Origin of the sequence: Chryseobacterium taklimakanense (assembly GCF_900187185.1) — a bacterium.
Taxonomy (GTDB): Bacteria; Bacteroidota; Bacteroidia; order Flavobacteriales; family Weeksellaceae; genus Planobacterium; species Planobacterium taklimakanense.
In genome coordinates, this window is record NZ_LT906465.1 from 2,029,751 (window position 1) to 2,050,191 (window position 20,441).

The following is a 20,441-nucleotide window of genomic DNA, read 5'->3' on the forward strand; positions in this document are numbered from 1 at the left end:
TGAAACGGAATGCGGCATTTTTGTTGCAGTAAAATATTTATATCTAACCGGGAAATTTCTCTTTAATTAATGAAAAAAACTGTATTCATCCTCATCGCAACCATTTCTCTTTCTGCCTGTAAATCAAAGAAAGTAATGGAAATTACTGACCGACTTCCAAAAGATGTAGCACTGATGCCGGAGCGCGATTACTCCAGCAAAGGTGATGCTGAAAGAAAGAAAGATGAGGAAAATATGCAGAAACTTAGAGTTGAAATTGCCGATGAAATTGCAAAAATCAACTGTTCGAACGCTGATGACTGGAGAATTTCGCCTTTTGGATCAAAACCATGTGGCGGGCCAGCAGCATTTATCGCATATCCCGTGAAAGCCGAGGAAGAGCTTTTACCAAAAATCACAGAATTTAACCGTCAAAGTTCAGCATTCAACTTAAAATACGGATTGATTTCGGACTGCGCCGTTACACCGGCACCAACAGGTGTGAGATGCGAAAACGGAACAGCGGTGCTTCTTTACGGAACCGCTGAAATTTAAATTAAACTGTCCTTCGGTCCTTTTTTACTGTTATCCGCTACAGAAATTACTTCATGTGAAGTATCCTGCGGAACAATTTTCGGACTCCATTTTGCGTGTTTTGAAGGGATGAGCTTGTGCCCTTTTTTCTTGGCGTAGACTTTCGTGAATTCTGCTCCGAAAAAGATGATTTGACAGGTGTAATTGATCCAGAGCATTAGAAGAATGATGGTTCCGGCAGTTCCAAATGATGAAGTTGGTTTAAAAGTGTCAAAATAATAGGTGAGGAGAAATTTACCTACCGTAAACAGGGCCGCCGTAACGGCAGCACCAATCCAAACTGATTTCCATTCCAGTTCAACATCGGGCAGGATTTTGAATATCGCTGCGAAAAGCAGCATGGTCACCAGAAATCCGATTACAGCATTAATAATATTCATAAAAGCCAGGGTCTCAATCCCGAATTTATGAATAACCCAATTGTTGGCTAATCCGATAAATGCACTGATTAACAGGGTGATAAGTAGTAGGAAAGCAATAATTAAAATCATTCCCAATGAATTGGCCCGGTCGAGAATATATTTTTCCCACGCCCTTTTCGGCGCCGCAACAACATCCCACAGCTTGTTGAGTGATTTTTGTAACTGAAAAAACAACGTCGTTGCACCAAATACCAAAGACGCTACACCAACGGCTTTCATAACGACATTTTTCTTGTCTACCATGCCGCTCACGACCATTTCTTCCACACTTTTGCCTACGTCGTGGCCCATCATAGAACCCAGAAAAGAGGTGATCTCACCACGTACGGCTTCTTCACCAAAGAATATTCCGGCAAACCAAATAACGATGATTAATAAACCTGGCATGGAGAAAATGGCACTGTATGCAAGGCTTGCTGCATCAGTTCCGACATCCCGCGCACTCCAGTCTTTGAATGTGGTAACGGCGATATTCCAGAGTTCCTTCAGTTTCATATAAACAGATTTTTTAAATAAAAAAAACAATAATAATGCCCTACAACAGCAACCGGAGATTATTGTAACAATCAGATAAATTATTGTAAAGCGGAACGCTTTTTTTAGTATGCAAAAGGAAGATTTACATGCTGAGATTAATCCTTTGCTTATTCAAAGTTCACTATTCGCCAGCTTTGTACCACGAGGAATATTTCACATAGTTATTCGCAATGCGGTTCACTTCACCTTCCAGCAGTTCTGCAGATATATCTTTCAGTTTTTTGGCGGGAACGCCGCCCCACACTTCACCGGATTTGATATGCGTTCCCTGCGTCACTACGGAACCTGCGCCCACAATCGAGTTGCTTTCCACCACGCAGTCATCCATCACTATTGCGCCCATGCCAATGAGAACATTGTCGTGAAGTGTACAGCCGTGCACAATCGCATTATGACCTATGGAAACGTTATTGCCGATATTTAAAGGAAATTTCTCATAAGTGCAGTGCAGCATCGCATTGTCCTGCACATTTACTTTATTGCCCATTTTAATATAATGTACATCACCCCGGATCACCGCATTGTACCAAATGCTGCAGCTTTCGCCCATCGTTACATCGCCGATTACGGTTGCCGTTTCCGCCAAAAAAGTTCCGTTGCCAATTTGCGGGGTTTTACCCAGAAGTTCTTTTATGAGTGCCATAGATTTTTTGTTTGAATTAAGTTTTAATTTTCAGTTTTAAGCACCAAAGAAGCACGATTTTTTTTTAAAAATTTGATTTAAATTGAAACAAATATAATCTTTTGAATTTCTTTTCATTAAAATAATCTTGTTGTGACTTTGTGGTTTAAAAAATTAACTAACATCTTGATTGAAAATGTCTAAAACATTGTGATTGAAGTCCATTTTCAAATCCGTATTTTTGCAACTCAAATTTACTAAAAATGAGACAAATCACGATAGAGCCCACTTCCAACCCAAAAGTAATGAAGTTCATTGCGGATTATACTTTGATCCCAGGTTCGGTAGAGTTAGACAGGAATTCGGATATCAGTGAAATTCCGTTAGCCCAGGAGCTTTTCTATTATCCTTTTGTAGATAAAATTTTCATCACAGCCAATTTCGTTGCAGTAGCGAAGGAAGACACTGTGGAATGGGAACACGTTTCAGAGAGTCTGAAGAATGTGATTGAAGACCAACTTTTGGAAAATCCAAGAATTTACAAGTCTAAAAAACGAGAACTTTTCCCAATTTATGCAGAAATGACGCCGAATCCCAATGTGATGAAGTTCGTTTCCCAAAGATTCATTGTTGAGGGATTCATCGAGGTAAAATCAAAAGAAGCGGCTGATGAAGTTCCTTTGGCAAATGCGATTTTTGATGAATTTGACTTTGTGGAGGAAGTTTTTATTTCCGACAATTTCGTGGCGGTAACACGGGATAATTCTGTAGAATGGCATCAGGTAATGGTGGCCGTTCGGGGATTCATTGCAGAATATTTGCAGCAGGGAAATAAAGTTTCAAACATTGAACCTCAAAAACATGAAAACCCGGTCGAAAAACTGATTAACCGCGATTATACGGATGACGAGCAAAAAATTTCTGACATTTTGAATGAATATGTTGCACCCGCAGTAGAAAATGACGGTGGAAAAATATCACTTCTTGAATATGATGCAGAGAACAAAACTGCAAAAATGCTGCTTCAGGGCGCCTGTTCTGGTTGTCCGAGCTCTACCGCTACATTAAAGGGCGGAATTGAAAATATTCTGAAACAGTTCGCTCCGGAGCTCGTGGAAAAAGTGGAAGCGGTAAACGGGTAAATCATCAAAAGTCTAAAGTTTTAATTCTAAAGTTTTGCAGCAGAAATCTCAAATCTCAAATCTCGAATCTCCAATCTCAAAAAAAGGAATTTTACTCGTAAATCTCGGTTCGCCGAAATCTACGAAAGTTGAAGACGTAAAAGAATATCTGGACGAGTTCCTGATGGATGAGCGCGTGATTGATTACCGCTGGTTTTTCCGTTCGCTGTTGGTTCGCGGGATTATTTTGAGAACGCGCCCGCCAAAATCTGCCGAAGCCTATAAAACAGTCTGGACGGATGAAGGTTCGCCTCTGATTGTCATTACCAAGAAAATTCAGCAGAAACTTCAGAAGCTGGTAGATGTACCGGTAGAAATTGGGATGAGGTATGCTGAGCCGAGCATTAAAACCGGAGTGCAAAAACTGGTTGATCAAGGGGTGACAGAAATAGTGCTTTTTCCGCTGTATCCGCAATATGCGATGAGCACTACGGAAACCGTGGTTGAAAAAGCTGAGGAAATCCGTAAAAAGTTCTTCCCGAATGTGAAAATTAATTACGTTCAGCCATTTTACAACCGCGATATTTACATTGATTGCCTAAGCGAAAGCATCAGGGAAAAACTTCCTGACAATTTCGATGCGCTGCAGTTTTCGTATCATGGTGTTCCTGAGCGTCACATTTACAAAACCGATCCCACGAAGACCTGTAATCTAAACGACTGCTGCTCCCGTGATTATAACCCGAGCCATAATTTCTGCTATCGCCATCAATGCTTTAAGACGACAGAACTGGTTTTGGAGAAGCTGAATTTACCCAAAGAAAAGGCTCTGGTAACTTTCCAGTCAAGGCTTGGAAAAGACAAATGGATTGAGCCTTACACCGATGAAACATTGGAAAACCTTCCGAAAAAAGGCGTAAAAAACCTTGCAATTGTTTGTCCGGCTTTCGTTTCAGATTGCCTGGAAACTCTGGAGGAGATTTCTGTAGAAGGTAGAGAAGAATTTCTGCATGCGGGCGGAGAAAATTTCCATTATATACCGTGTCTTAATGATGAAGACCGCTGGATTGAAGTGGTAAAAACCCTTTGCGAAGAGAAACTAAGCGAATTTTATTTGGTTTAAATCTATCTCAACGGTGTCCTGAATTCCCCGTAACCAAGCAATCCATCATAGTTTCTGCCGAGCGGTTTGTAATAAAGAAATGCCTGATAAAGATTTTCGGTCTGCCAGAAATTTCCGTTTATGTCGCCGTAATTTACCAATCCGTCAGGCGTTTTTGTAGCCAGAATATAGTTATAAAAGCCCTGTTTCAGGTAGATTTTTGCAACATACTGCTTCCTTTCGGCATCATACCGCATACGATTCTCTTCGGATGGTATAAAGTCATTAAAACCGCCTAGAACGTACAGGTCTTTATCAATTTGTTCTGAATCCAGTAAGAAATACACCCAGGAATAATCGCCCTCCCGGTCGGCATTTCTTTCGATTCCCAAATCGTTTCTCCGGAAATAAAACGCTCCGTTTACATCCGGCTGATACTGGTAATTAAGCGGATATGCCCAGACCGGATGAAGATAAGTATGGTTTACGCCTTCCACATTTTCTGCTCCAGAAACCATATCAAATGCGCGGTCTATAATTTTATTATCGTAATAGTAAAACTCATTATTTCCGGGAAAAACAAGACTCATCTGCTGAAACAAGACTTTATTGCCAAGTGATCCCGTTGGTTTTTGGCTGTAAATTCCGGTATGCCAGTTGTTGTTTTGGATGACATTTAAACTTATAGAATGCAGGTTAGATGAAATCGCAGAGCCGTCTGCAATGGCCTGCACCTCCACGCGCTGATTTATTTCGGGCCGTTTCGCATCTGAAATTCTTGAAAGACTCAGAGAAAGATTCGCGCCGTCTTCAACCACTGAAAAACGCTTGCTGAACAATGGTTCCGTTGGAGAATCTTTGTAAACAATCAGCTTGAAATTTCCTGAAATCTTTGGCTGGATCTTGTCATTGGGAAAAGTCAGGCTGTAGTGGGTGTAGTTCTGATATGTATTGAACGAATATTCAAACCGGTCAATCAGGCCACTCATGCTTCCGTTGGCAAACTCTGTGTAAAAAAGCCCGTCATCGTTCCAGTTCCGGTCAAAATGTTTGATGGTGTAACGGTAAATGGTGCTTGAATTTGTCAGATCGTCGAACTTCAGGATAAGCTTTTCATTAAAGCCAATGACCGGCGTTTCATCATTGGTCTGCGGATTAAAGAGCTGAATGCTCCGGATATCCTGCGAAAATCCCAGAGCCGAAATCAGTAAAAACAGATAATAAAACCTTTTCATCTGCACGAATATAGCGAATTTTAAACCAAATTTTCCTCAGCTATGATGGAATAATAATGGAATGGTTAAATTTGTAAACTAAATTTTTCATGATGCTTCAACTTCAGTCTTTTGCTTTCAATCCTTTTTCCGAGAACACCTATGTGGTTTATAATGAGCATGAAAACGCCTTCATCATCGATCCCGGGAATTTCAGCGAACACGAAACGCAGGTGCTGGAAAATTTCATTTCAGAAAATGGCTTGAACATCAAAAACATAATCCTGACGCACGCCCATATCGACCATGTGCTTGGTTTGCAGTGGGCTTATGATAAATTTAAAGTTCCTGTAATCATGCACGAAGCCGAAAAGGAAATCCTGGACCGCAATCCGATGAGTGCAAGGCAGTTTGGCTTTTTCTTTAAACCTTTTGAAGGTGAAATACATTTTATTTCAGAAAATGAAATTTTGAAACTTGATGAAGACGAACTGAAAGTTTATCACGTTCCCGGCCACTCTCCCGGGCACGTCGCATATCATTGTGAAAATCAAAAATTTGTGATCTCCGGCGATGTGCTTTTTCAGGGAAGTATCGGCCGAACAGATTTATATAAAGGCGATCACCAGCAACTGCTGGAAACTATACGAACGAAACTTTTTACTTTAAGTGACGAAACCGAGGTTTTCTCCGGACACGGAAATCCTACAACGGTAGGTTTTGAAAAAAACTATAATCCTTTTTTTTAGTAAGTCTTTGACAGAAAGTAGAAAGAGCCACGTGAACTGGCTCTTTTTTAAATTTATTTCCACTTAATGTTGCAGCCCATACTCGGTTTCTGCAGTTCTTCCTGCGGTTCGCCTGCCAAGAGATTTTCAAATGCGATAATTAAATCTTCCCCTGTGATTTCTTTCGTGTTTCCGGGGCGCGAATCATCCATTTGTCCGCGGTAAATTAGATCAAGTTTTTCGTCGAAGAAGTAAAAATCTGGTGTACACGCTGCGTCATACGCTTTTGCAATGCTTTGGCTTTCATCAAAAAGATAAGGAAACTCAAATTTTTTTTCGTACTGGAATTCTACCATTTTTTCCGGTGAATCGTCCGGATATTTCTCCACATCATTAGAGTTTATTGCGATAAATTCAATGCCTTTACCGTTATAATCTTCATACAGTTCAGCAAGTTTATCAATCACGTGAAGAACGAATGGGCAGTGGTTACACATAAAAATCACCAGTGTGCCTTTTTCACCCTTTAAATCTTCAAGGTTTTGCAGCTCATTGCTGTACGACGGATTAGGAAGTTCGAAAAAAGGTGCTCTGGTTCCCAGCGGGAGCATATTTGAAGGAGTATTTGCCATTTTTATTCGTTATAGTTTTTAGGTTAAATACCAAAATTATTCAGCAAAGATAGGGCTTCTTCTTTAGAATTCTGAAAAGAAACCCAATGGATGTTTTCTTCTTTCCGGTACCAGGTAAGCTGCCTTTTTGCAAACCGGCGTGAATTTTTTTTGATTTCGGAAACTGCATAATTCAGATCCCATTCACCAAGCAGGTATTTAAAAATTTCGGTGTATCCAACGGTCTGAAGGGCGACATTTTCTTTTAATTTAATTAAAGATTTTACCTCTTCCACAAGTCCGTCTTCAATCATTTTATCCACTCTCGAGTTTATTCTCTCATAAATGATTTCGCGCGGCGCTTCAATTCCTATCCTTATAGTCTGGAAATTGCGCTGGGCTTTAGGTTCAGAAATGAGATCGGAATATTTCTGTCCCGTTTGCCATATCACGTCTATGGCACGGAGTAAACGTCTGGGATTTTCCTGGTCTACTGTTTCAAAATAATCTTTGTCGAGATCTTTCAAAATCAGTTTAAGACCGTCGAGGCCGTCTTTGTGCCATATTTCTTCAAGCTTCTCCTGATTTTCGGTATTGGCTTCCGGTAAATCGTTCAGTCCTTCAATAACGGCTTTTTCGTACATCATACTGCCACCAACCATCACTACATTTTCATTTTTTTGAAAAAGTTCACCGAGTTTTTTTAAAGCATCTATTTCAAACTGGCCGATGGAGTAGTATTCTTCTGCCGAAAGGTTACCGATAAAGTGGTGCTGAACTTCATTGAGTTCTTCAGATGTCGGCGCAGCGGTACCGATTTTCATTTCTTTGAAAAACTGCCGGGAATCACAAGAAATGATCTCAGTTCCCAAATGCCTTGCAATATCGATTGCCAGCCTTGTTTTTCCGATTCCGGTGGTTCCAATTATTGAGATCAGGGTTTTCACGACGCTAATTTCCTGAATTTTCTGGAATAAAAAAACCGCCTTTCGCAAGACGGTTTCATTAACTATGTGAAAAACTTATTTTACTTCCTCTACATCTATGGTGGTGATGCCCTCTTTCTGCATCGCTTCCCAAAGGAGGAATTTGTCAACTTCTTTCATCAGCTTTGGAATGATAACAGCCAAAACTGCCAAATCATCAAGCGATCCGATAAACGGAACAGCAATTTCTGGGATTAAATCGATGGGAGAGATCACATACAAAAGTCCAAGAAGCGGCAATACGATATCTATTGCACTGGTCTTGTATTCACCTTTTCTCCACAGCTTGACCATACGCCAAATTACAGGCACTTTTTGTATAAAGCCTTTGTGTTTGATGGCTTCCTTCAATAATTCTACTTTTTTGTATTTCATTTATGTTTTAAAAAATTTACAAACCAAAATTTGCAAATTCTGTTCCAATGAACAACGGTGGTATGGTAATTTTTTGTTAAAAAATTTATTTGGAAACGTTATCAATAAATTCGTGCACGGACTTGCTGTTCCAGTCTTTCGTGGTGTTTTCTTTTTGCAAAATCCTGCCGTTTTTATCCAGCAAAAAAGTCGTTGGGAAAACCTTTGGTAAAATCTTTTCGTTTATGGGGCTTTCTGCGATATATACGGGTACAGTATAATTGTTTTCTTTGAGAAATTTTCTCACGTTGTCTTCCTTATCCATCATTGCAATAAGCACAAAGTCTGCTTTATCTTTTTTGGAATCGTAAAGTTTCTGAATGGTTGGCCATTCTTCTCGGCAGGGCGCACACCAGGTTCCCCAAAAATTCAGAAACAGCAATTTTTTGCCTCTGAAGTTTTTCAGATTCGTGCTGTTGGTATTGATGCCCTTGAGATGGATGTCGTAATCGGCTTCATCCACGGTCACTGCACTTTCAATTTCAGCCACGGGAAAAAATAAATTTTTAACGCCGGGAATAAATGCAATAGCAGCCAAAGCTGCGAACAAAACGATATAAATGATGTTTTTTTTCAATTTTGCTTGTTTTTAAAAAGCCCCTTCAAGTCTTGTTATAAAGGAGCTGTACAAATTTCGTTCTTTAATTTTAAATCAGATTCAGGATTTCATCGACGGCATCCTTCCCTTTGTTTTTAGCGTAATAAACCTGCAGGTCGTTGTAGAATTCTTCCCGCGGATAACTTTCCGGATCGGCTTTGAATTTTTTCAGGAGTTCCGTGCCATATTCAGGCCTTGGCCCCCAATGGTTGATGACATTATAACTGTCATCGAGCAAAATCACGATCGGGATGGACTGCGTGCCGTTGGTTAAAAACAGATCAATCAACGAAGAATCGCTGTCACGAAGGAAAACCTTCACCTCGTTGTGGCTCTTAAAAAATTCATATACAGCCGGCACTGTAGCGCTTGCGTCACCACACCAGGGTTCTGAAATGATTAAAATTTTACCTTTAAAATTTTTAGATTTCAAAGTCTGTAATTGCTCTTCATGCGCCTTAAACGTTTTAAGCGTGCGGTTCATCCGCTGCAGCCCGAGTTCGTAATACTCCTGATAATGGTCATTGGGGTCAGGATTATTGTTGAAGCGTTCTTCCGCGACATTCATATAATCGTCAAAACTGATGGCTTTGTCCCAGTAATTTTTAAGATTCATCTCTGTTTATAATTTATCACTGCAAATTTCGGATTTATTTGTCTGAATTAAAAGTAACAAAAGTCACTTATGGAAGATTAAATTTTGCGAATTTTATTGATGAGGTACAAATCTGCCAGTACAAAAGCCACCAGATTCTCTACAATCGGCACTGCACGTGGCACTACACAGGGATCGTGCCTGCCTTTTCCTTCTACGGTAACTGGGTTTCCTTCAGAATCGATGCTTTCCTGAGGCCGCAGAACAGTCGCGACAGGTTTGAATGCAACACGGAAATAAATATCCATCCCATTTGAAATACCACCCTGAATTCCGCCAGAAAGATTAGTTTTTGTTGAAAAATCTTCATTGAAAAGATCATTGTGTTCTTTACCGGTCATTCTCGCGCCGCAAAATCCGCTGCCGTATTCAAAACCTTTCGCCGCATTGATATTCATCATCGCTTTTGCCAACTCTGCCTGCAACTTCCCAAAAACCGGCTCGCCGATACCAGCAGGAACATTTTTTATGACACAGGTAACCGTGCCGCCGATTGTATTGCCTTCTTTCTTGATTTCTTTGATTTTTGAGATCATCTTTTCAGCCGTGTGCTGGTCTGGGCAACGGACCTCATTGCTTTCTGTTTTTGAAAAATCAAGTTCCTGATAAGGTTTTTCACAAAAAATATCCCCTACGGAAGATACGTAAGCATTAATTTCTATTTCGGGAAGCAGCTGCTTTGCTAAAGCGCCAGCTACTACCCAGTTTACCGTCTCACGGGCAGAAGATTTTCCGCCGCCGCGGTAATCCCGGATTCCGAATTTTTGATCGTAAGTAAAATCTGCGTGGCTTGGACGGTATGCTTTTGCAATATGATCGTAGTCTTTAGATTTCTGATTTTCGTTCTCGATAATGTAACCAATCGGAGTTCCCGTAGTTTTTCCTTCGAAGATTCCTGAAAGAAATCTTACCGTGTCACTTTCTTTACGCTGGGTTACAATGGCGCTTTGTCCCGGTTTTCTTCGGTCCAGTTCATTTTGAATTTTATCAAGCCCGACCTTTAAACCTGCCGGAAAATTGGTGATGATTCCGCCGTAAGCTATTCCGTGGCTCTCACCGAAGGTTGAAAGTGTAAGAAAATTTCCTAATGTTAACATATAACAAAGATATGGAAATTGTGCTTAGGTAAGTTTTGTGATTATTTCTGTTTGAGTTCTTCAAGAACTTTTTTCAGTTGAAGTTTCTGCTGATCACTCATTTTTATCCATTGAAAACCATCCTTGATATCGTCACTAATTTTTTGAGGGAAAATGCCGGCGTCATAATCTTCCTGCAAAAATTGTGGGGAGATTGCTGGCAAAGGCGTGTCAAAACTGAACGGGTATCCCTCCGCAACATTAAATCTCAAATTACCAATCTGGTATGTCTTATATCTTTCGAGCTTGAAATGTGAAGGTTTAATAATCTGAGACTTTTGAAAACCCAGCATAAAGTTCCCCAACCTGAAACTTGGAACCAGAGTTTTTAAAACCGTTGGAAATGAAAGAAACAAAAAGGCTGTTAAGCTGAGTGTTGTAAAGAATATTACTGCCGTTTTTCTGCTGATCTTCTCATAAAACAGGATGAAGGCACTCACAAAAAAAACATCAATAAAAAACCGGTATTGGGCAGAGAAAAGCAGCACGACAAAGCTTTTTATCAGGATGGAAACCAACAGAGAAGTGTAAATTCTTTTCTTTTTTAAAAAGCAGAAAACTGTAAAAATGATAAGGGTCGCAATGAAAAGTATATGAATTTTGGATTTGAGACCTTTTATTGAAAACCAATTTTTCACATAATCCCAAAACGTGAATTTGCTGATTTCTTCTGCAGAATACTGCATATCGTAAGTCTTCTGGATTGCAATTTCTGATGATATTCTTAAAATTTCTTTATTGGGCATCCAGCTTAATCCCATACTGCCAATTTGCACCGGAAAGACAGGATAGCCGAAAGTCCACAGATTTTTAATAACAAAAACAATTAATAACAAAAACCCGGGAATCAGTGCTTTTATACTTCCTTTTAATTCCAATAAAATATAAAGAAAAGTAAAAATCGGAACCCAAATCATCGTCGGTTTTATTGCAAAAACGAATGTTGACAGTACAAATAATAAAGCCCGGTTTTTGTTTGCCGCGAATATTTCATTCAAAATCATCAATGAAAAAATAATTACCGCTAAATCTGGGCTTGGTGATTGTGCGAAGAAAAATAAAACCGGAATGAAAATTAAATGGATCCAGCTTTTACGCTCAATGCTATAAATCAGGTAAACAATCAAAAGTATGGCATTCATTCTGAGGAAAATGTCTGAGAACGATGAGAATCCTGCCTGAAATATATGCCAAACCGACATCTGCCCCAAGAGTAAATCTAAATTCGAAATCCCCTTAACGAGTCCAAACTCACTGATCCATTTTATTGTAGGAACATAATACCCAAAATGATCCAGAATGAATGGATAAAAGGAACCTGCAAATAGTATAATAAATAGACCGGCGAGAAATAAGTGGTTATATGAAACCATTAGATCCCAGTATTTCAGGTAATCTTTAAAGTAAAAAAAAGCTGCTGTTCCCAAAAAGAGTATGGGCACTTCAACATAAATATTGATGGGGCCGAAAAATGAAAACGCTGTAAAAGCTGTCGCCAGAACCGTCATCGAAATCAAAATCCGCAGGGAAATAAATTCATTTCTTATCTTGAACAGTTTTTCGCTTATCGAGCCGATTCCGGAAAAGGCTGCCAACAGTAGAATGGCAGTAAATAAGAGATACAGCATAAAAAAAGATTGCTTAAAAATAAGCAATCTTTCTTATATATTTCAGTACAAGTTTACTGAACTCTACCGTCTCTTCTATCCTGTGATCTACCAATTGTATAACCGGTTGCACCACCGATAATACCACCGATCACTGCGCCAGCACCTCTGTTTTTCTTGTTGATGATCGCACCTGCGGCGGCACCACCTACGGTACCGATAATAGTACCTTTTGCTGCTTTACTCATACCTTGTCTTTGCTGAGTCTGTGGCGCTGAATATGTACCTGAACTGGTTCCTGCATTAGATCCTGCTGAGCTGCTCGCGTAAGTTCTTGAGCTTGATTTTCTTGCGGGAGCATCTCTGTAAACAGTTCTTTCAACCACTCTTTCTCTTACCGGAGCAGCAGCTGCTACAGCGGCACGTTGATTGGCCTGTTCTACCTTGGCAATACTGTCCTTAGCTCTTTCGAATGCAATTTTTTCCTTTTCAATCGCTAATTTTTGCCTCTCAATTTCTAACTGCCTTGCCTGGTACTCCATTTTTTCCTGCTCCAAAGTTTTCGTAGCAACAGCTTCTTCTTTTTTACAGGCTGTCAGCATAAGTACTGACGCGGCTCCTGCTAAAATTATATTTTTCATAATACGTTTCTTAGAGATTAAATTAGTTTGCTTTTTCTATGTGGTATGTGACAAGTAAGAAGCCAAACCAATGTTAAAGAAATGTTAAAGTGGCTAAAAAGTGTTAAAATAAAAATGCAACTTCCTATGAAATAGAAAATTGCATCACTGAAGTGGAGGTACCTAGCGGATTCGAACCGCTGTAGATGGTGTTGCAGACCACTGCCTAACCACTCGGCCAAAGTACCATTTGTTTTGGTCTGCGAATTTAATCAAATTTTTTTAATTAGGATATATCAAGTTTATAAATTTTTTTTGAAGCGCTATCATTACTATCTTTGCGGAAATTTAAAAGTAAGAATGTCAGACATTAAACTCAATACCATTCCCGAGGCAATTGAAGATCTGCGGAATGGAAAAATCATCATTGTAGTAGATGATGAAGACCGTGAAAACGAAGGCGATTTTCTCTCAGCAGCAGAACTCACAACTCCTGAAATCATTAATTTTATGACCATCCATGGGCGTGGTTTGATTTGTACACCACTTCCTGAAAAGCGTTGTGATGAACTTGGCCTCGACATTATGGTGACCAGAAGCAGCGATCCTAAGGAAACTGCTTTCACCATTTCTGTAGATTTGTTGGGCGAGGGCGTATCTACAGGAATTTCTGCCAGCGACAGGGCAAAAACGATTCTTGCTTTGATGAATGACAATACCAAGCCGAGCGATTTTATGCGTCCCGGACATATTTTTCCGCTGCGTGCAAGAAAAGGCGGCGTCTTGAAAAGAGCGGGCCACACTGAAGCTGCCATAGATCTCACCAAATTAGCCGGATTGAAGGAGGGCGGAGTAATCTGCGAAATTATGAATGATGACGGAACGATGGCGCGCTTACCACAATTGGCAGAACTGGCAAAAAAACATGATTTAAAAATCGTTTCTATTGAAGATCTCATTCAGTACCAACTGCAAAAAGGAAATTTAATTGAAAGAATTGAGGAGCGCCAGGTGAAAACACATTATGGGGATTTTGATTTCTATGCTTTTAGGGAAACAAGTACAGATCAGATTCATTTTGCTTTCACAAAAGGAAACTGGTCTCCGGATGAGCCGGTCTTGGTGCGTGTACAGGCTTCAAATTCTTACTTTGATGTGTTAAGCCGATTCATTAGTGGTGAAAAGCCTTTGCTTGAAAAAGTCACACAAATGATTAATGAGGAAGGGAAAGGCGCGCTGATCTTCATCAATAATGTTTCTAATAACGAAAACACTATGCGGAAGCTCCAGCAGTTTCTTAATTATCAGGACGGGCAGGAGAAACGACCGACTTTAGCCTATAACTTCCGTGATTATGGAATCGGAACGCAAATCCTTAAAAATCTGGGGATCAACAAATTCCGGGTTATTACGCAAAATCCTGGTCTGAAGCCGCTGGTAGGGGGCTACGGTGTTGAGGTTACGGAAATGGTGGAGTTGTAAATCTCATACTTTGAAAAGAAAAAATTGGCTTGAATTTTCAGGCCATTTTTATTTCATCAAAATTTCTGAAACCGTTCAGAAAATCTTTTACATTCATTCTTTTCTTTCCTTCGAGCTGTACTTCCTGCGGCTCATAGAAACCGTCTTCAGTGTAGATTCTAAAATTATTTTTTGAAATTTCAAGAGTTCCAACTTCATTTTTATGTAGCTCCAAAGTGTATTTTCCAGAGAAAATTTTTAATGATTTTTGTTCTTCACCAATATTTAAAACTGTAAAAGCACAAGGGTAAGGTGACATTCCTCTTATGAAATTGTGGATGCTTTCAGAGTTATTATCCCATTTAATTTTTGTATCTTCTTTGAAGATTTTAAAAGCATTTTTGGGCTCATCAACTTGCGGCTGAGGTTTTTCCTCAATGGAGTTCTCCGCTAATCCGTTCAGTGTTTTTACTACCAGTTCCGCGCCTAAGACCATAAGCTTGTCGTGCAAAGTCCCGGCATTGTCTTCTGGTAAAATTTCTATTTCGTTTTGTAAAAGAATATTTCCTTCATCAATTTTTTCATTAATGAAAAAGGTGGTTGCTCCGGTTCTATTTTCACCATTGATGATTGCAAAATTAATTGGCGCCGCACCGCGATAATCGGGAAGGAGAGAGGCATGAAGATTGAATGTCCCGAGCGCAGGCATCTCAAAAAGAACCCTCGGCATCATCCTGAAGGCCACAACTACAAACACATCGGCATCAAGATTTTTCAGTTCCTCTAAAAATTGGCGATTTCTTAACTTCTCGGGTTGAAAAACAGGAAGTTTTTGGGATTCAGCATATATCTTAACCGGTGACTGATTGATTTTTTGTCCGCGGCCGCTCGCTTTATCTGCAACGGTTACTACACCAACGACTTCGTGTTGAGAATTGTGGATGGCTTCGAGTGAGGTTCTGGCAAATTCTGGAGTGCCGAAGAATACGACTTTCAATGGTTTCATTTCGCAAAGATATTTTTAACTTTTGTAAAAGTCAAATTCTAAGCCAGCGCGTAGGTACGGAAATTGAGCATTTTCACGCGTCCGGAATCTAATAGGTCTATAAGGTTTTCAAGGATTTTTTCTTTCTTATGGAAGCTAAGCTGCACTGCAATTTCTTCCAAAGATGAGGGTTGCTTTTCTAAAACTGTGACGATATCCCGCGAAACACTGCTGCCAAAAATACTTTCCGTATTTCTTTTGCAAACGTGGCATTGGCCGCAGTTTTTAATGTTTTTTTCATCAAAATAGGAGAGGATAAGCTTCATCTTACAATACCGTTCATCCTTTGTGAAGAACTTCATTTCCTCCCATTTCTGGATTTTGTTTTTCTGAATCTGTTCAAAAAGAATCCAATATTTGCCGGAGATCAGGCGGTCATTCCGGTGTTTTAAAAATTTTATACTTGAAAGTGAACCGTCGATATATTCGAGATAACTTTGCTTTTGAAGATCCTTTATACTTTCCTTCAACTGTTGAATGTCCGCCCCTATTTTTGCTGCTAATGCGACCTCACTGAAATGAACTTTATGGCTGGAAAGCCCTGCGATATTTCGCAGCAAAAGTTCGATAAGGTAAGACTCTTTTCTTGGCAACAAATCAATTTCCTCCGGTTTGATCTTTAGTTCCAGCGTCGAGAGGCTCTTGTATTCATTGTGGAAAATGAGTTCCTGATTGTGAAGGAAATTCAGGACATTTTTAATTTTTGGTGTGGAGTATTTTGTAAATCTTTTCACACGGTCAATATGAAGCTGGAACGTTTGCTCGGGCAACTCGCCGTCAGCCACCTGAAAGGCAGAATAGATGTATGAAACGATTGCTGTGAATTCTTTTTTAGTCGGAATTTGGTTTGCGAGAATCTGATCAAAATTATTGAGTTCCTGCTGATTCCAAAACATAAATGCAAAGCTTTGATGACCGTTTCTGCCGGCACGTCCAATTTCCTGGTAATAATTCTCGATGGAAGCGGAAGGTGAAAAATGAATTACAAACCTTACATTATCTTTATCGATGCCCATTCCGAAAGCATTTGTGGAGACCAAAACATTACTTTGCGAGTTGATCCATTTTTTCTGTTTGGCCATCTTTTCTTTTGGAGAAATTCCGGCATGGAAAAAATCAACATTGCTGATTCCTTTGGAGCTTAAAAAATAAGTCAGTTCTTCAGCTTCTTTTCTGGTCCGGGTGTAAATGATTCCTGATTTTTGATTAAGCCTTAGGATATCATATATCCGTTGATATTTATCTGAAATTTCTTCAATGACAATATTGAGGTTGTTCCGCCGGAAACTTTTCTGAAACACATTTGGGTTTTTTAATCCAAGTTTGCTTTGAATTTCGGTAAGAACTTTAAGTGTTGCTGTTGCAGTAAGTGCAAGGCACGGCACATCTTTAAACTGTTCCTTGAAAGTTTTGATATTTTGGTAACTTGGACGGAAGTCCTGTCCCCATTCTGATATACAGTGTGCCTCATCCACTGCTATGAAAGAAATTTCAACTTCTTCAATATTTTGCAAAAACTGAGCGTTTGCCAGCCTTTCTGGAGATACATACAGAAGTTTTGTCAAGCCGTCCTTGCAATTATTGAATATGGTTTCTGCTTCTGCTTCTTCCAGTTCAGAGGAAAGAAACTCAGCCTCAATTCCCCTTTTTTTCAGCTGGCTGACCTGATCCCGCATTAAAGCAACCAAAGGCGAAATTACAATACACGTACCCTGTTGAATGAGGGCAGGTAACTGATAGCAGAGGGATTTTCCAGCTCCCGTTGGAAGCAGAGCTAAAGTGTCTTTACAGGAAATTATTGAATTAATGATATCCTCCTGGCTGTCACGAAAAGAATCGTACCCCCAAAAATATTTCAGGGTTTCATATTTCAATTTTTCAAATTCTTTCGTGGATATCATAAAGTAAAAATAACAAAAAAGCCACGCACTGCGTGACTTTTCTTATATAAATAATTTATTGAATTATCTTGCTTCGAAGTAAACTCTTCTGTTAGCTCTGTTCTTCCATTCAGGACATTTAGTAGCAGGATCACACTCTGGATATTTAAGGTCTTTTTCACCTCTACCTACAGCGTTTAATTTAGAACCTTCTACACCATTCTGGATTAGATAATTCTTAACATTGTTAGCTCTTCTTTGAGACAGGTTCATGTTATAAGCGTCGGAAGCTCTGGTATCAGTACCACCAACTACGTTATAAGATCCTCCTGAAGAATTGATATAGTTTGCAGCGTTGTTAAGGATTGGAGTGTTAGAAGGTAAAATTCTGTCTGAATCCAAGTCAAACTCAATGCCTTCAAGTACTCTTGTGTTATCATTTACAAGACCTTGTCCTGTAGGGCAGCCGTTGTTTTCAACCGGTCCCGGAACAGTAACACACTTATCGTAAAGGTCGATCACGCCGTCAAGGTCAGTATCAAGAGCTACACCAGCACCGTCAACTCTTGCTCCTGCAGGAGTATCAAGTTGTCTGTCCCAATCGTCGCAAACACCGTCATTATCTCCGTCACCTTTCTTACAAACTTCGATATCCTGATTTCTTTGCTCAAGAACGTCAAGTTTATAGTAGATTTCCTGTAGTGGGTCATGCCACATTAGGTGAGACTGGTGTTTTCCAAGTTTTAATGAAAGACCTAGAGTTGCATTGAAGAAGTTATCAGAAATCTGGTCTTCTCTCAGGTTGTAACCAGTTTGTCCTGCACCTGCACCATCAAACTCATCATCACCAGTTACTACATACATTAATCTACCTTCAAGATCTAATCTTCTGCTGATTTGATATTTTAGACCGGCACCAGCCTGTCCGAAAAGTGAAGTAAGTTTGAATGGCTTTACCTCAGTCATTAATCTTTGTCCGCCTAGATCTTCAAGATAAGCTCTGTAGGCCAAAGTACCGATACCGGCATATCCGTGAAGAGCCCATCTGTATGGTGATTTGTTGTCAACTCTTCTTAAAAGGTTTGAGAAATTGATGTCTCCTAAAAGTGAAATCGCGTCATACTGAGTTCTTGCACCTGGCTGTCCAGCAGCTGTAGCGTTGTCAGTTTTAGTGTTAAACCAACCCTGTCTTGTTTCACCTCTGTCGTACTGAAGATTTAAACCAAAAGCGTGAGTGATAGCTTTATCTACACTGAAGTAAGCTGAATAACCAAATACGTTGGTGCCGTTACCATTTTTTAAAGATGTTAAATCAGCAGATTGTACTAATGGTACACCAGCACCAAAGGAAACTGCCCAGTCATTAAATCTTTTTGACTCTTGTGTGAACGGACTTACATTTGCAGAACCAGATGAAAAAGTATTTGGATACTCACCTGTAGAAGTTACTGCAATTGAATCTTGCGCGAATGCAGCTGTTGGTAAAACCAACGCCAGCGCGATACTTGCTAAATTTAGTTTCATAAAATTTTATTTTAAGTTAATAAATGATTTTTATTTTTGCTGGAAGTAAACTCTTCTGTTTGCCTCATTTTTCCATTCTGGACATTTAGTGGCAGGGTTACATTCCGGATATTTCAAATCAGACTCTCCTCGACCTTCTGCAATAAGCATACCAGAAGGCACTCCTTTGCCAACTAAATATTTTACAACGGCGTTAGCTCTTCGTTGTGAGAGGTTTAGATTGTAAGCTTCAGTTCCTCTCGTATCAGTAGCTCCAATAACTAGAAACTGGCTGTTTTGGTCTAAAGTTTTTATAACATCAGCAGCATGATCCAATTTATCAAAAGACTGTGGCCTGATGATATCTTTATCTAAAGCAAACTCTATACCTTCAAAATCCTTGTTTATTTCATCAATTGCAACGCTAAGAGCAGGAGCTGTTGGGCAGCCGTTATTTTCTGCAGGTCCAGGGACTGTTACACATTTGTCATATAAATCTATGATGCCATCCAGATCCATATCCAAAGCTACACCAGCTCCGTCAACGCGGGCACCTGCCGGAGTATCGAGTTGTCTGTCCCAATCATCACATACACCGTCATTATCGGCGTCACCTTTTTCACAAACAACCAGGTCTTGCGCGTTACTTTCAAGGACGCTTGTTCTATAATACGCTTCCTGCAGTGGATCATGCCATGCTAAGTGCGATATGTGCTTACCAAGTTTTACCGAAAAACCAAGGTTCACGGTCCACATATTATCTGAGTAAGTATCGTTTATTAAATTATATTGCGGTGCGCCGCTTCTTGTCCAGCCTCCGCCGTCAAATTCTTCGTCACCACTCATGATGTACATTGTGCGGGCTTCGATATCCAGTCTTCTCGAAATTTTATATTTCAACCCTAAACCGGCTTGGTAGAAAAAAGATGCAATGCCAAGCTTTTGATCAATTTCGACAGGGATTCTGGTTTGCTTCCCTTGTGAGTTGGTAAACCATCTGGAAGAATCTGCGTCAATGAGTAAGGTATTATATCCTTGGAAACCTATTCCGGCATACCCATGAAGAGCCCATCTGTAAGGCGAATGATTGTCAGTCCTTCTTAAAATATTTGAAAAGTTAAGGTCTCCGAGTAAAGCAATTTGATTATATTTTGTCCATGCATCTGCAACACCGGCTCTTTGTCCGGCTGCACCGGGAAGCTGGCCTCTCTGGTTGGTTTTTCCCATTTGGTATTGCAGAAGCAAACCGAAAGTGTGGGAAATCTGTTTGTCAAGGCTTACGTAAGCATTCCAACCCCAGTTAAGCTCTTTATTATAATAAGATGTAAGATCGGCATTTGACATAAAAGCTGCGCCACCACCAAAAGATATAGCCCAGTCATTGAATTTTCTCGAAGAATTATCAAATACATTTACATTTGCTGATCCTGATGTAAAAGTATTCGGATACTGATCTGTTGATACAGCCACGCTGTCTTGCGAATATACTGCGATAGGCAGAGTGCACGCTAATAATAAACTTAATTTCATATTTGTGTGTTTAAAATTTAAATTTTCAAGTATCTTTTTTGAAAATTCTCTTTCATTTAAATGTTTTAAATGAGGA

20 protein-coding genes and 1 tRNA gene are annotated in these 20,441 nt (G+C 39.8%); 5 read left to right on the top strand and 16 right to left on the bottom strand.

The window, feature by feature from the left end:
* The first annotated feature begins 69 nt into the window (after positions 1-69).
* A complete protein-coding gene (locus CKV81_RS09690; protein ID WP_095072842.1) occupies positions 70-534 on the top strand; it encodes a hypothetical protein in 465 nt (154 codons plus the stop codon).
* Here the strand turns inward: CKV81_RS09690 and CKV81_RS09695 are convergent.
* Positions 531-1,490 (bottom strand): YihY/virulence factor BrkB family protein, encoded by a 960-nt coding sequence (locus tag CKV81_RS09695; protein WP_095072845.1) that lies wholly within the window; start codon positions 1,488-1,490, stop codon positions 531-533. The genes CKV81_RS09690 and CKV81_RS09695 overlap by 4 nt on opposite strands.
* A gap of 163 nt (positions 1,491-1,653) precedes the next feature.
* Positions 1,654-2,175 carry a gamma carbonic anhydrase family protein gene (locus tag CKV81_RS09700; protein ID WP_095072847.1) on the bottom strand — a complete coding sequence of 174 codons (522 nt, stop codon included), beginning with the start codon at positions 2,173-2,175 and terminating at the stop codon, positions 1,654-1,656.
* A 242-nt stretch (positions 2,176-2,417) separates the two neighbouring features.
* Here CKV81_RS09700 and CKV81_RS09705 point away from each other — a divergent pair, with 242 nt between their 5' ends.
* Both CKV81_RS09705 and hemH read left to right on the top strand, forming a co-directional pair.
* Entirely contained in the window at positions 2,418-3,296 is an 879-nt protein-coding gene (locus CKV81_RS09705; protein WP_095072850.1) for a NifU family protein, read from the top strand.
* Between the two features lie 73 nt (positions 3,297-3,369).
* Positions 3,370-4,398 carry a ferrochelatase gene (gene hemH / locus CKV81_RS09710; RefSeq protein ID WP_095074419.1) on the top strand — a complete coding sequence of 343 codons (1,029 nt, stop codon included), beginning with the start codon at positions 3,370-3,372 and terminating at the stop codon, positions 4,396-4,398.
* 2 nt (positions 4,399-4,400) lie between these two features.
* Here hemH and CKV81_RS09715 read toward each other — a convergent pair whose 3' ends face one another.
* On the bottom strand, positions 4,401-5,612 hold the full coding sequence (locus tag CKV81_RS09715; RefSeq protein ID WP_095072852.1) for a type IX secretion system plug protein: 1,212 nt from the start codon (positions 5,610-5,612) through the stop codon (positions 4,401-4,403).
* 92 nt (positions 5,613-5,704) lie between these two features.
* Between CKV81_RS09715 and CKV81_RS09720 the strand changes: the two genes are divergently transcribed.
* Positions 5,705-6,340, top strand: coding sequence for an MBL fold metallo-hydrolase (locus CKV81_RS09720; protein ID WP_095074422.1), 636 nt, complete (start codon positions 5,705-5,707; stop codon positions 6,338-6,340).
* A 53-nt stretch (positions 6,341-6,393) separates the two neighbouring features.
* On the opposite strand, the gene CKV81_RS09725 is transcribed toward CKV81_RS09720, so the two are convergent.
* The 9 genes from CKV81_RS09725 to CKV81_RS09765 form a co-directional block, all read right to left on the bottom strand.
* A complete protein-coding gene (locus CKV81_RS09725; RefSeq protein ID WP_095072854.1) occupies positions 6,394-6,951 on the bottom strand; it encodes a thioredoxin family protein in 558 nt (185 codons plus the stop codon).
* Positions 6,952-6,974: 23 nt separating this feature from the next.
* Positions 6,975-7,877 (bottom strand): tRNA (adenosine(37)-N6)-dimethylallyltransferase MiaA, encoded by a 903-nt coding sequence (gene miaA, locus CKV81_RS09730; protein WP_095074425.1) that lies wholly within the window; start codon positions 7,875-7,877, stop codon positions 6,975-6,977.
* Positions 7,878-7,952: 75 nt separating this feature from the next.
* A complete protein-coding gene (locus CKV81_RS09735; protein WP_095072856.1) occupies positions 7,953-8,291 on the bottom strand; it encodes a YkvA family protein in 339 nt (112 codons plus the stop codon).
* 85 nt (positions 8,292-8,376) lie between these two features.
* Positions 8,377-8,907 (bottom strand): TlpA family protein disulfide reductase, encoded by a 531-nt coding sequence (locus CKV81_RS09740; RefSeq protein ID WP_095072858.1) that lies wholly within the window; start codon positions 8,905-8,907, stop codon positions 8,377-8,379.
* A gap of 70 nt (positions 8,908-8,977) precedes the next feature.
* Complete coding sequence (locus tag CKV81_RS09745; protein WP_095072860.1) at positions 8,978-9,544, bottom strand: thioredoxin family protein; 567 nt, start codon at positions 9,542-9,544, stop codon at positions 8,978-8,980.
* 77 nt (positions 9,545-9,621) lie between these two features.
* A complete protein-coding gene (aroC, locus tag CKV81_RS09750; RefSeq protein WP_095072862.1) occupies positions 9,622-10,680 on the bottom strand; it encodes a chorismate synthase in 1,059 nt (352 codons plus the stop codon).
* 41 nt (positions 10,681-10,721) lie between these two features.
* Positions 10,722-12,347, bottom strand: coding sequence for an LIC_10190 family membrane protein (locus tag CKV81_RS09755; protein ID WP_095072864.1), 1,626 nt, complete (start codon positions 12,345-12,347; stop codon positions 10,722-10,724).
* Between the two features lie 53 nt (positions 12,348-12,400).
* On the bottom strand, positions 12,401-12,967 hold the full coding sequence (locus CKV81_RS09760; protein ID WP_095072866.1) for a YMGG-like glycine zipper-containing protein: 567 nt from the start codon (positions 12,965-12,967) through the stop codon (positions 12,401-12,403).
* 153 nt (positions 12,968-13,120) lie between these two features.
* Positions 13,121-13,194 (bottom strand) — tRNA-Cys (locus tag CKV81_RS09765).
* 112 nt (positions 13,195-13,306) lie between these two features.
* Here CKV81_RS09765 and ribB point away from each other — a divergent pair.
* The gene (gene ribB / locus CKV81_RS09770) at positions 13,307-14,428 is read left to right on the top strand and encodes a 3,4-dihydroxy-2-butanone-4-phosphate synthase (RefSeq protein ID WP_095072869.1); all 1,122 of its coding nucleotides are present in this window, start codon (positions 13,307-13,309) and stop codon (positions 14,426-14,428) included.
* A gap of 37 nt (positions 14,429-14,465) precedes the next feature.
* On the opposite strand, the gene fmt is transcribed toward ribB, so the two are convergent.
* The 4 genes from fmt to CKV81_RS09790 all read right to left on the bottom strand — a co-directional run bounded on the left by fmt (position 14,466) and on the right by CKV81_RS09790 (position 20,365).
* Positions 14,466-15,413 (bottom strand): methionyl-tRNA formyltransferase, encoded by a 948-nt coding sequence (gene fmt, locus CKV81_RS09775; RefSeq protein WP_095072871.1) that lies wholly within the window; start codon positions 15,411-15,413, stop codon positions 14,466-14,468.
* A gap of 38 nt (positions 15,414-15,451) precedes the next feature.
* Positions 15,452-17,353, bottom strand: coding sequence for a RecQ family ATP-dependent DNA helicase (locus CKV81_RS09780; RefSeq protein WP_095072873.1), 1,902 nt, complete (start codon positions 17,351-17,353; stop codon positions 15,452-15,454).
* 63 nt (positions 17,354-17,416) lie between these two features.
* Positions 17,417-18,856 (bottom strand): OmpA family protein, encoded by a 1,440-nt coding sequence (locus tag CKV81_RS09785; RefSeq protein WP_095072875.1) that lies wholly within the window; start codon positions 18,854-18,856, stop codon positions 17,417-17,419.
* A gap of 30 nt (positions 18,857-18,886) precedes the next feature.
* A complete protein-coding gene (locus CKV81_RS09790) occupies positions 18,887-20,365 on the bottom strand; it encodes an OmpA family protein (RefSeq protein WP_258454599.1) in 1,479 nt (492 codons plus the stop codon).
* Positions 20,366-20,441 lie beyond the last annotated feature (76 nt).

Coding starts and splice junctions, on each gene's coding strand:
- CKV81_RS09690 (WP_095072842.1), top strand. CDS start 70: ATGAAAAAAACTGTATTCATCCTCATCGCAACCATTTCTCTTTCTGCC.
- CKV81_RS09695 (WP_095072845.1), bottom strand. CDS start 1,490: ATGAAACTGAAGGAACTCTGGAATATCGCCGTTACCACATTCAAAGAC.
- CKV81_RS09700 (WP_095072847.1), bottom strand. CDS start 2,175: ATGGCACTCATAAAAGAACTTCTGGGTAAAACCCCGCAAATTGGCAAC.
- CKV81_RS09705 (WP_095072850.1), top strand. CDS start 2,418: ATGAGACAAATCACGATAGAGCCCACTTCCAACCCAAAAGTAATGAAG.
- CKV81_RS09715 (WP_095072852.1), bottom strand. CDS start 5,612: ATGAAAAGGTTTTATTATCTGTTTTTACTGATTTCGGCTCTGGGATTT.
- CKV81_RS09720 (WP_095074422.1), top strand. CDS start 5,705: ATGCTTCAACTTCAGTCTTTTGCTTTCAATCCTTTTTCCGAGAACACC.
- CKV81_RS09725 (WP_095072854.1), bottom strand. CDS start 6,951: ATGGCAAATACTCCTTCAAATATGCTCCCGCTGGGAACCAGAGCACCT.
- CKV81_RS09735 (WP_095072856.1), bottom strand. CDS start 8,291: ATGAAATACAAAAAAGTAGAATTATTGAAGGAAGCCATCAAACACAAA.
- CKV81_RS09745 (WP_095072860.1), bottom strand. CDS start 9,544: ATGAATCTTAAAAATTACTGGGACAAAGCCATCAGTTTTGACGATTAT.
- aroC (WP_095072862.1), bottom strand. CDS start 10,680: ATGTTAACATTAGGAAATTTTCTTACACTTTCAACCTTCGGTGAGAGC.
- CKV81_RS09755 (WP_095072864.1), bottom strand. CDS start 12,347: ATGCTGTATCTCTTATTTACTGCCATTCTACTGTTGGCAGCCTTTTCC.
- CKV81_RS09760 (WP_095072866.1), bottom strand. CDS start 12,967: ATGAAAAATATAATTTTAGCAGGAGCCGCGTCAGTACTTATGCTGACA.
- ribB (WP_095072869.1), top strand. CDS start 13,307: ATGTCAGACATTAAACTCAATACCATTCCCGAGGCAATTGAAGATCTG.
- fmt (WP_095072871.1), bottom strand. CDS start 15,413: ATGAAACCATTGAAAGTCGTATTCTTCGGCACTCCAGAATTTGCCAGA.
- CKV81_RS09780 (WP_095072873.1), bottom strand. CDS start 17,353: ATGATATCCACGAAAGAATTTGAAAAATTGAAATATGAAACCCTGAAA.
- CKV81_RS09785 (WP_095072875.1), bottom strand. CDS start 18,856: ATGAAACTAAATTTAGCAAGTATCGCGCTGGCGTTGGTTTTACCAACA.
- CKV81_RS09790 (WP_258454599.1), bottom strand. CDS start 20,365: ATGAAATTAAGTTTATTATTAGCGTGCACTCTGCCTATCGCAGTATAT.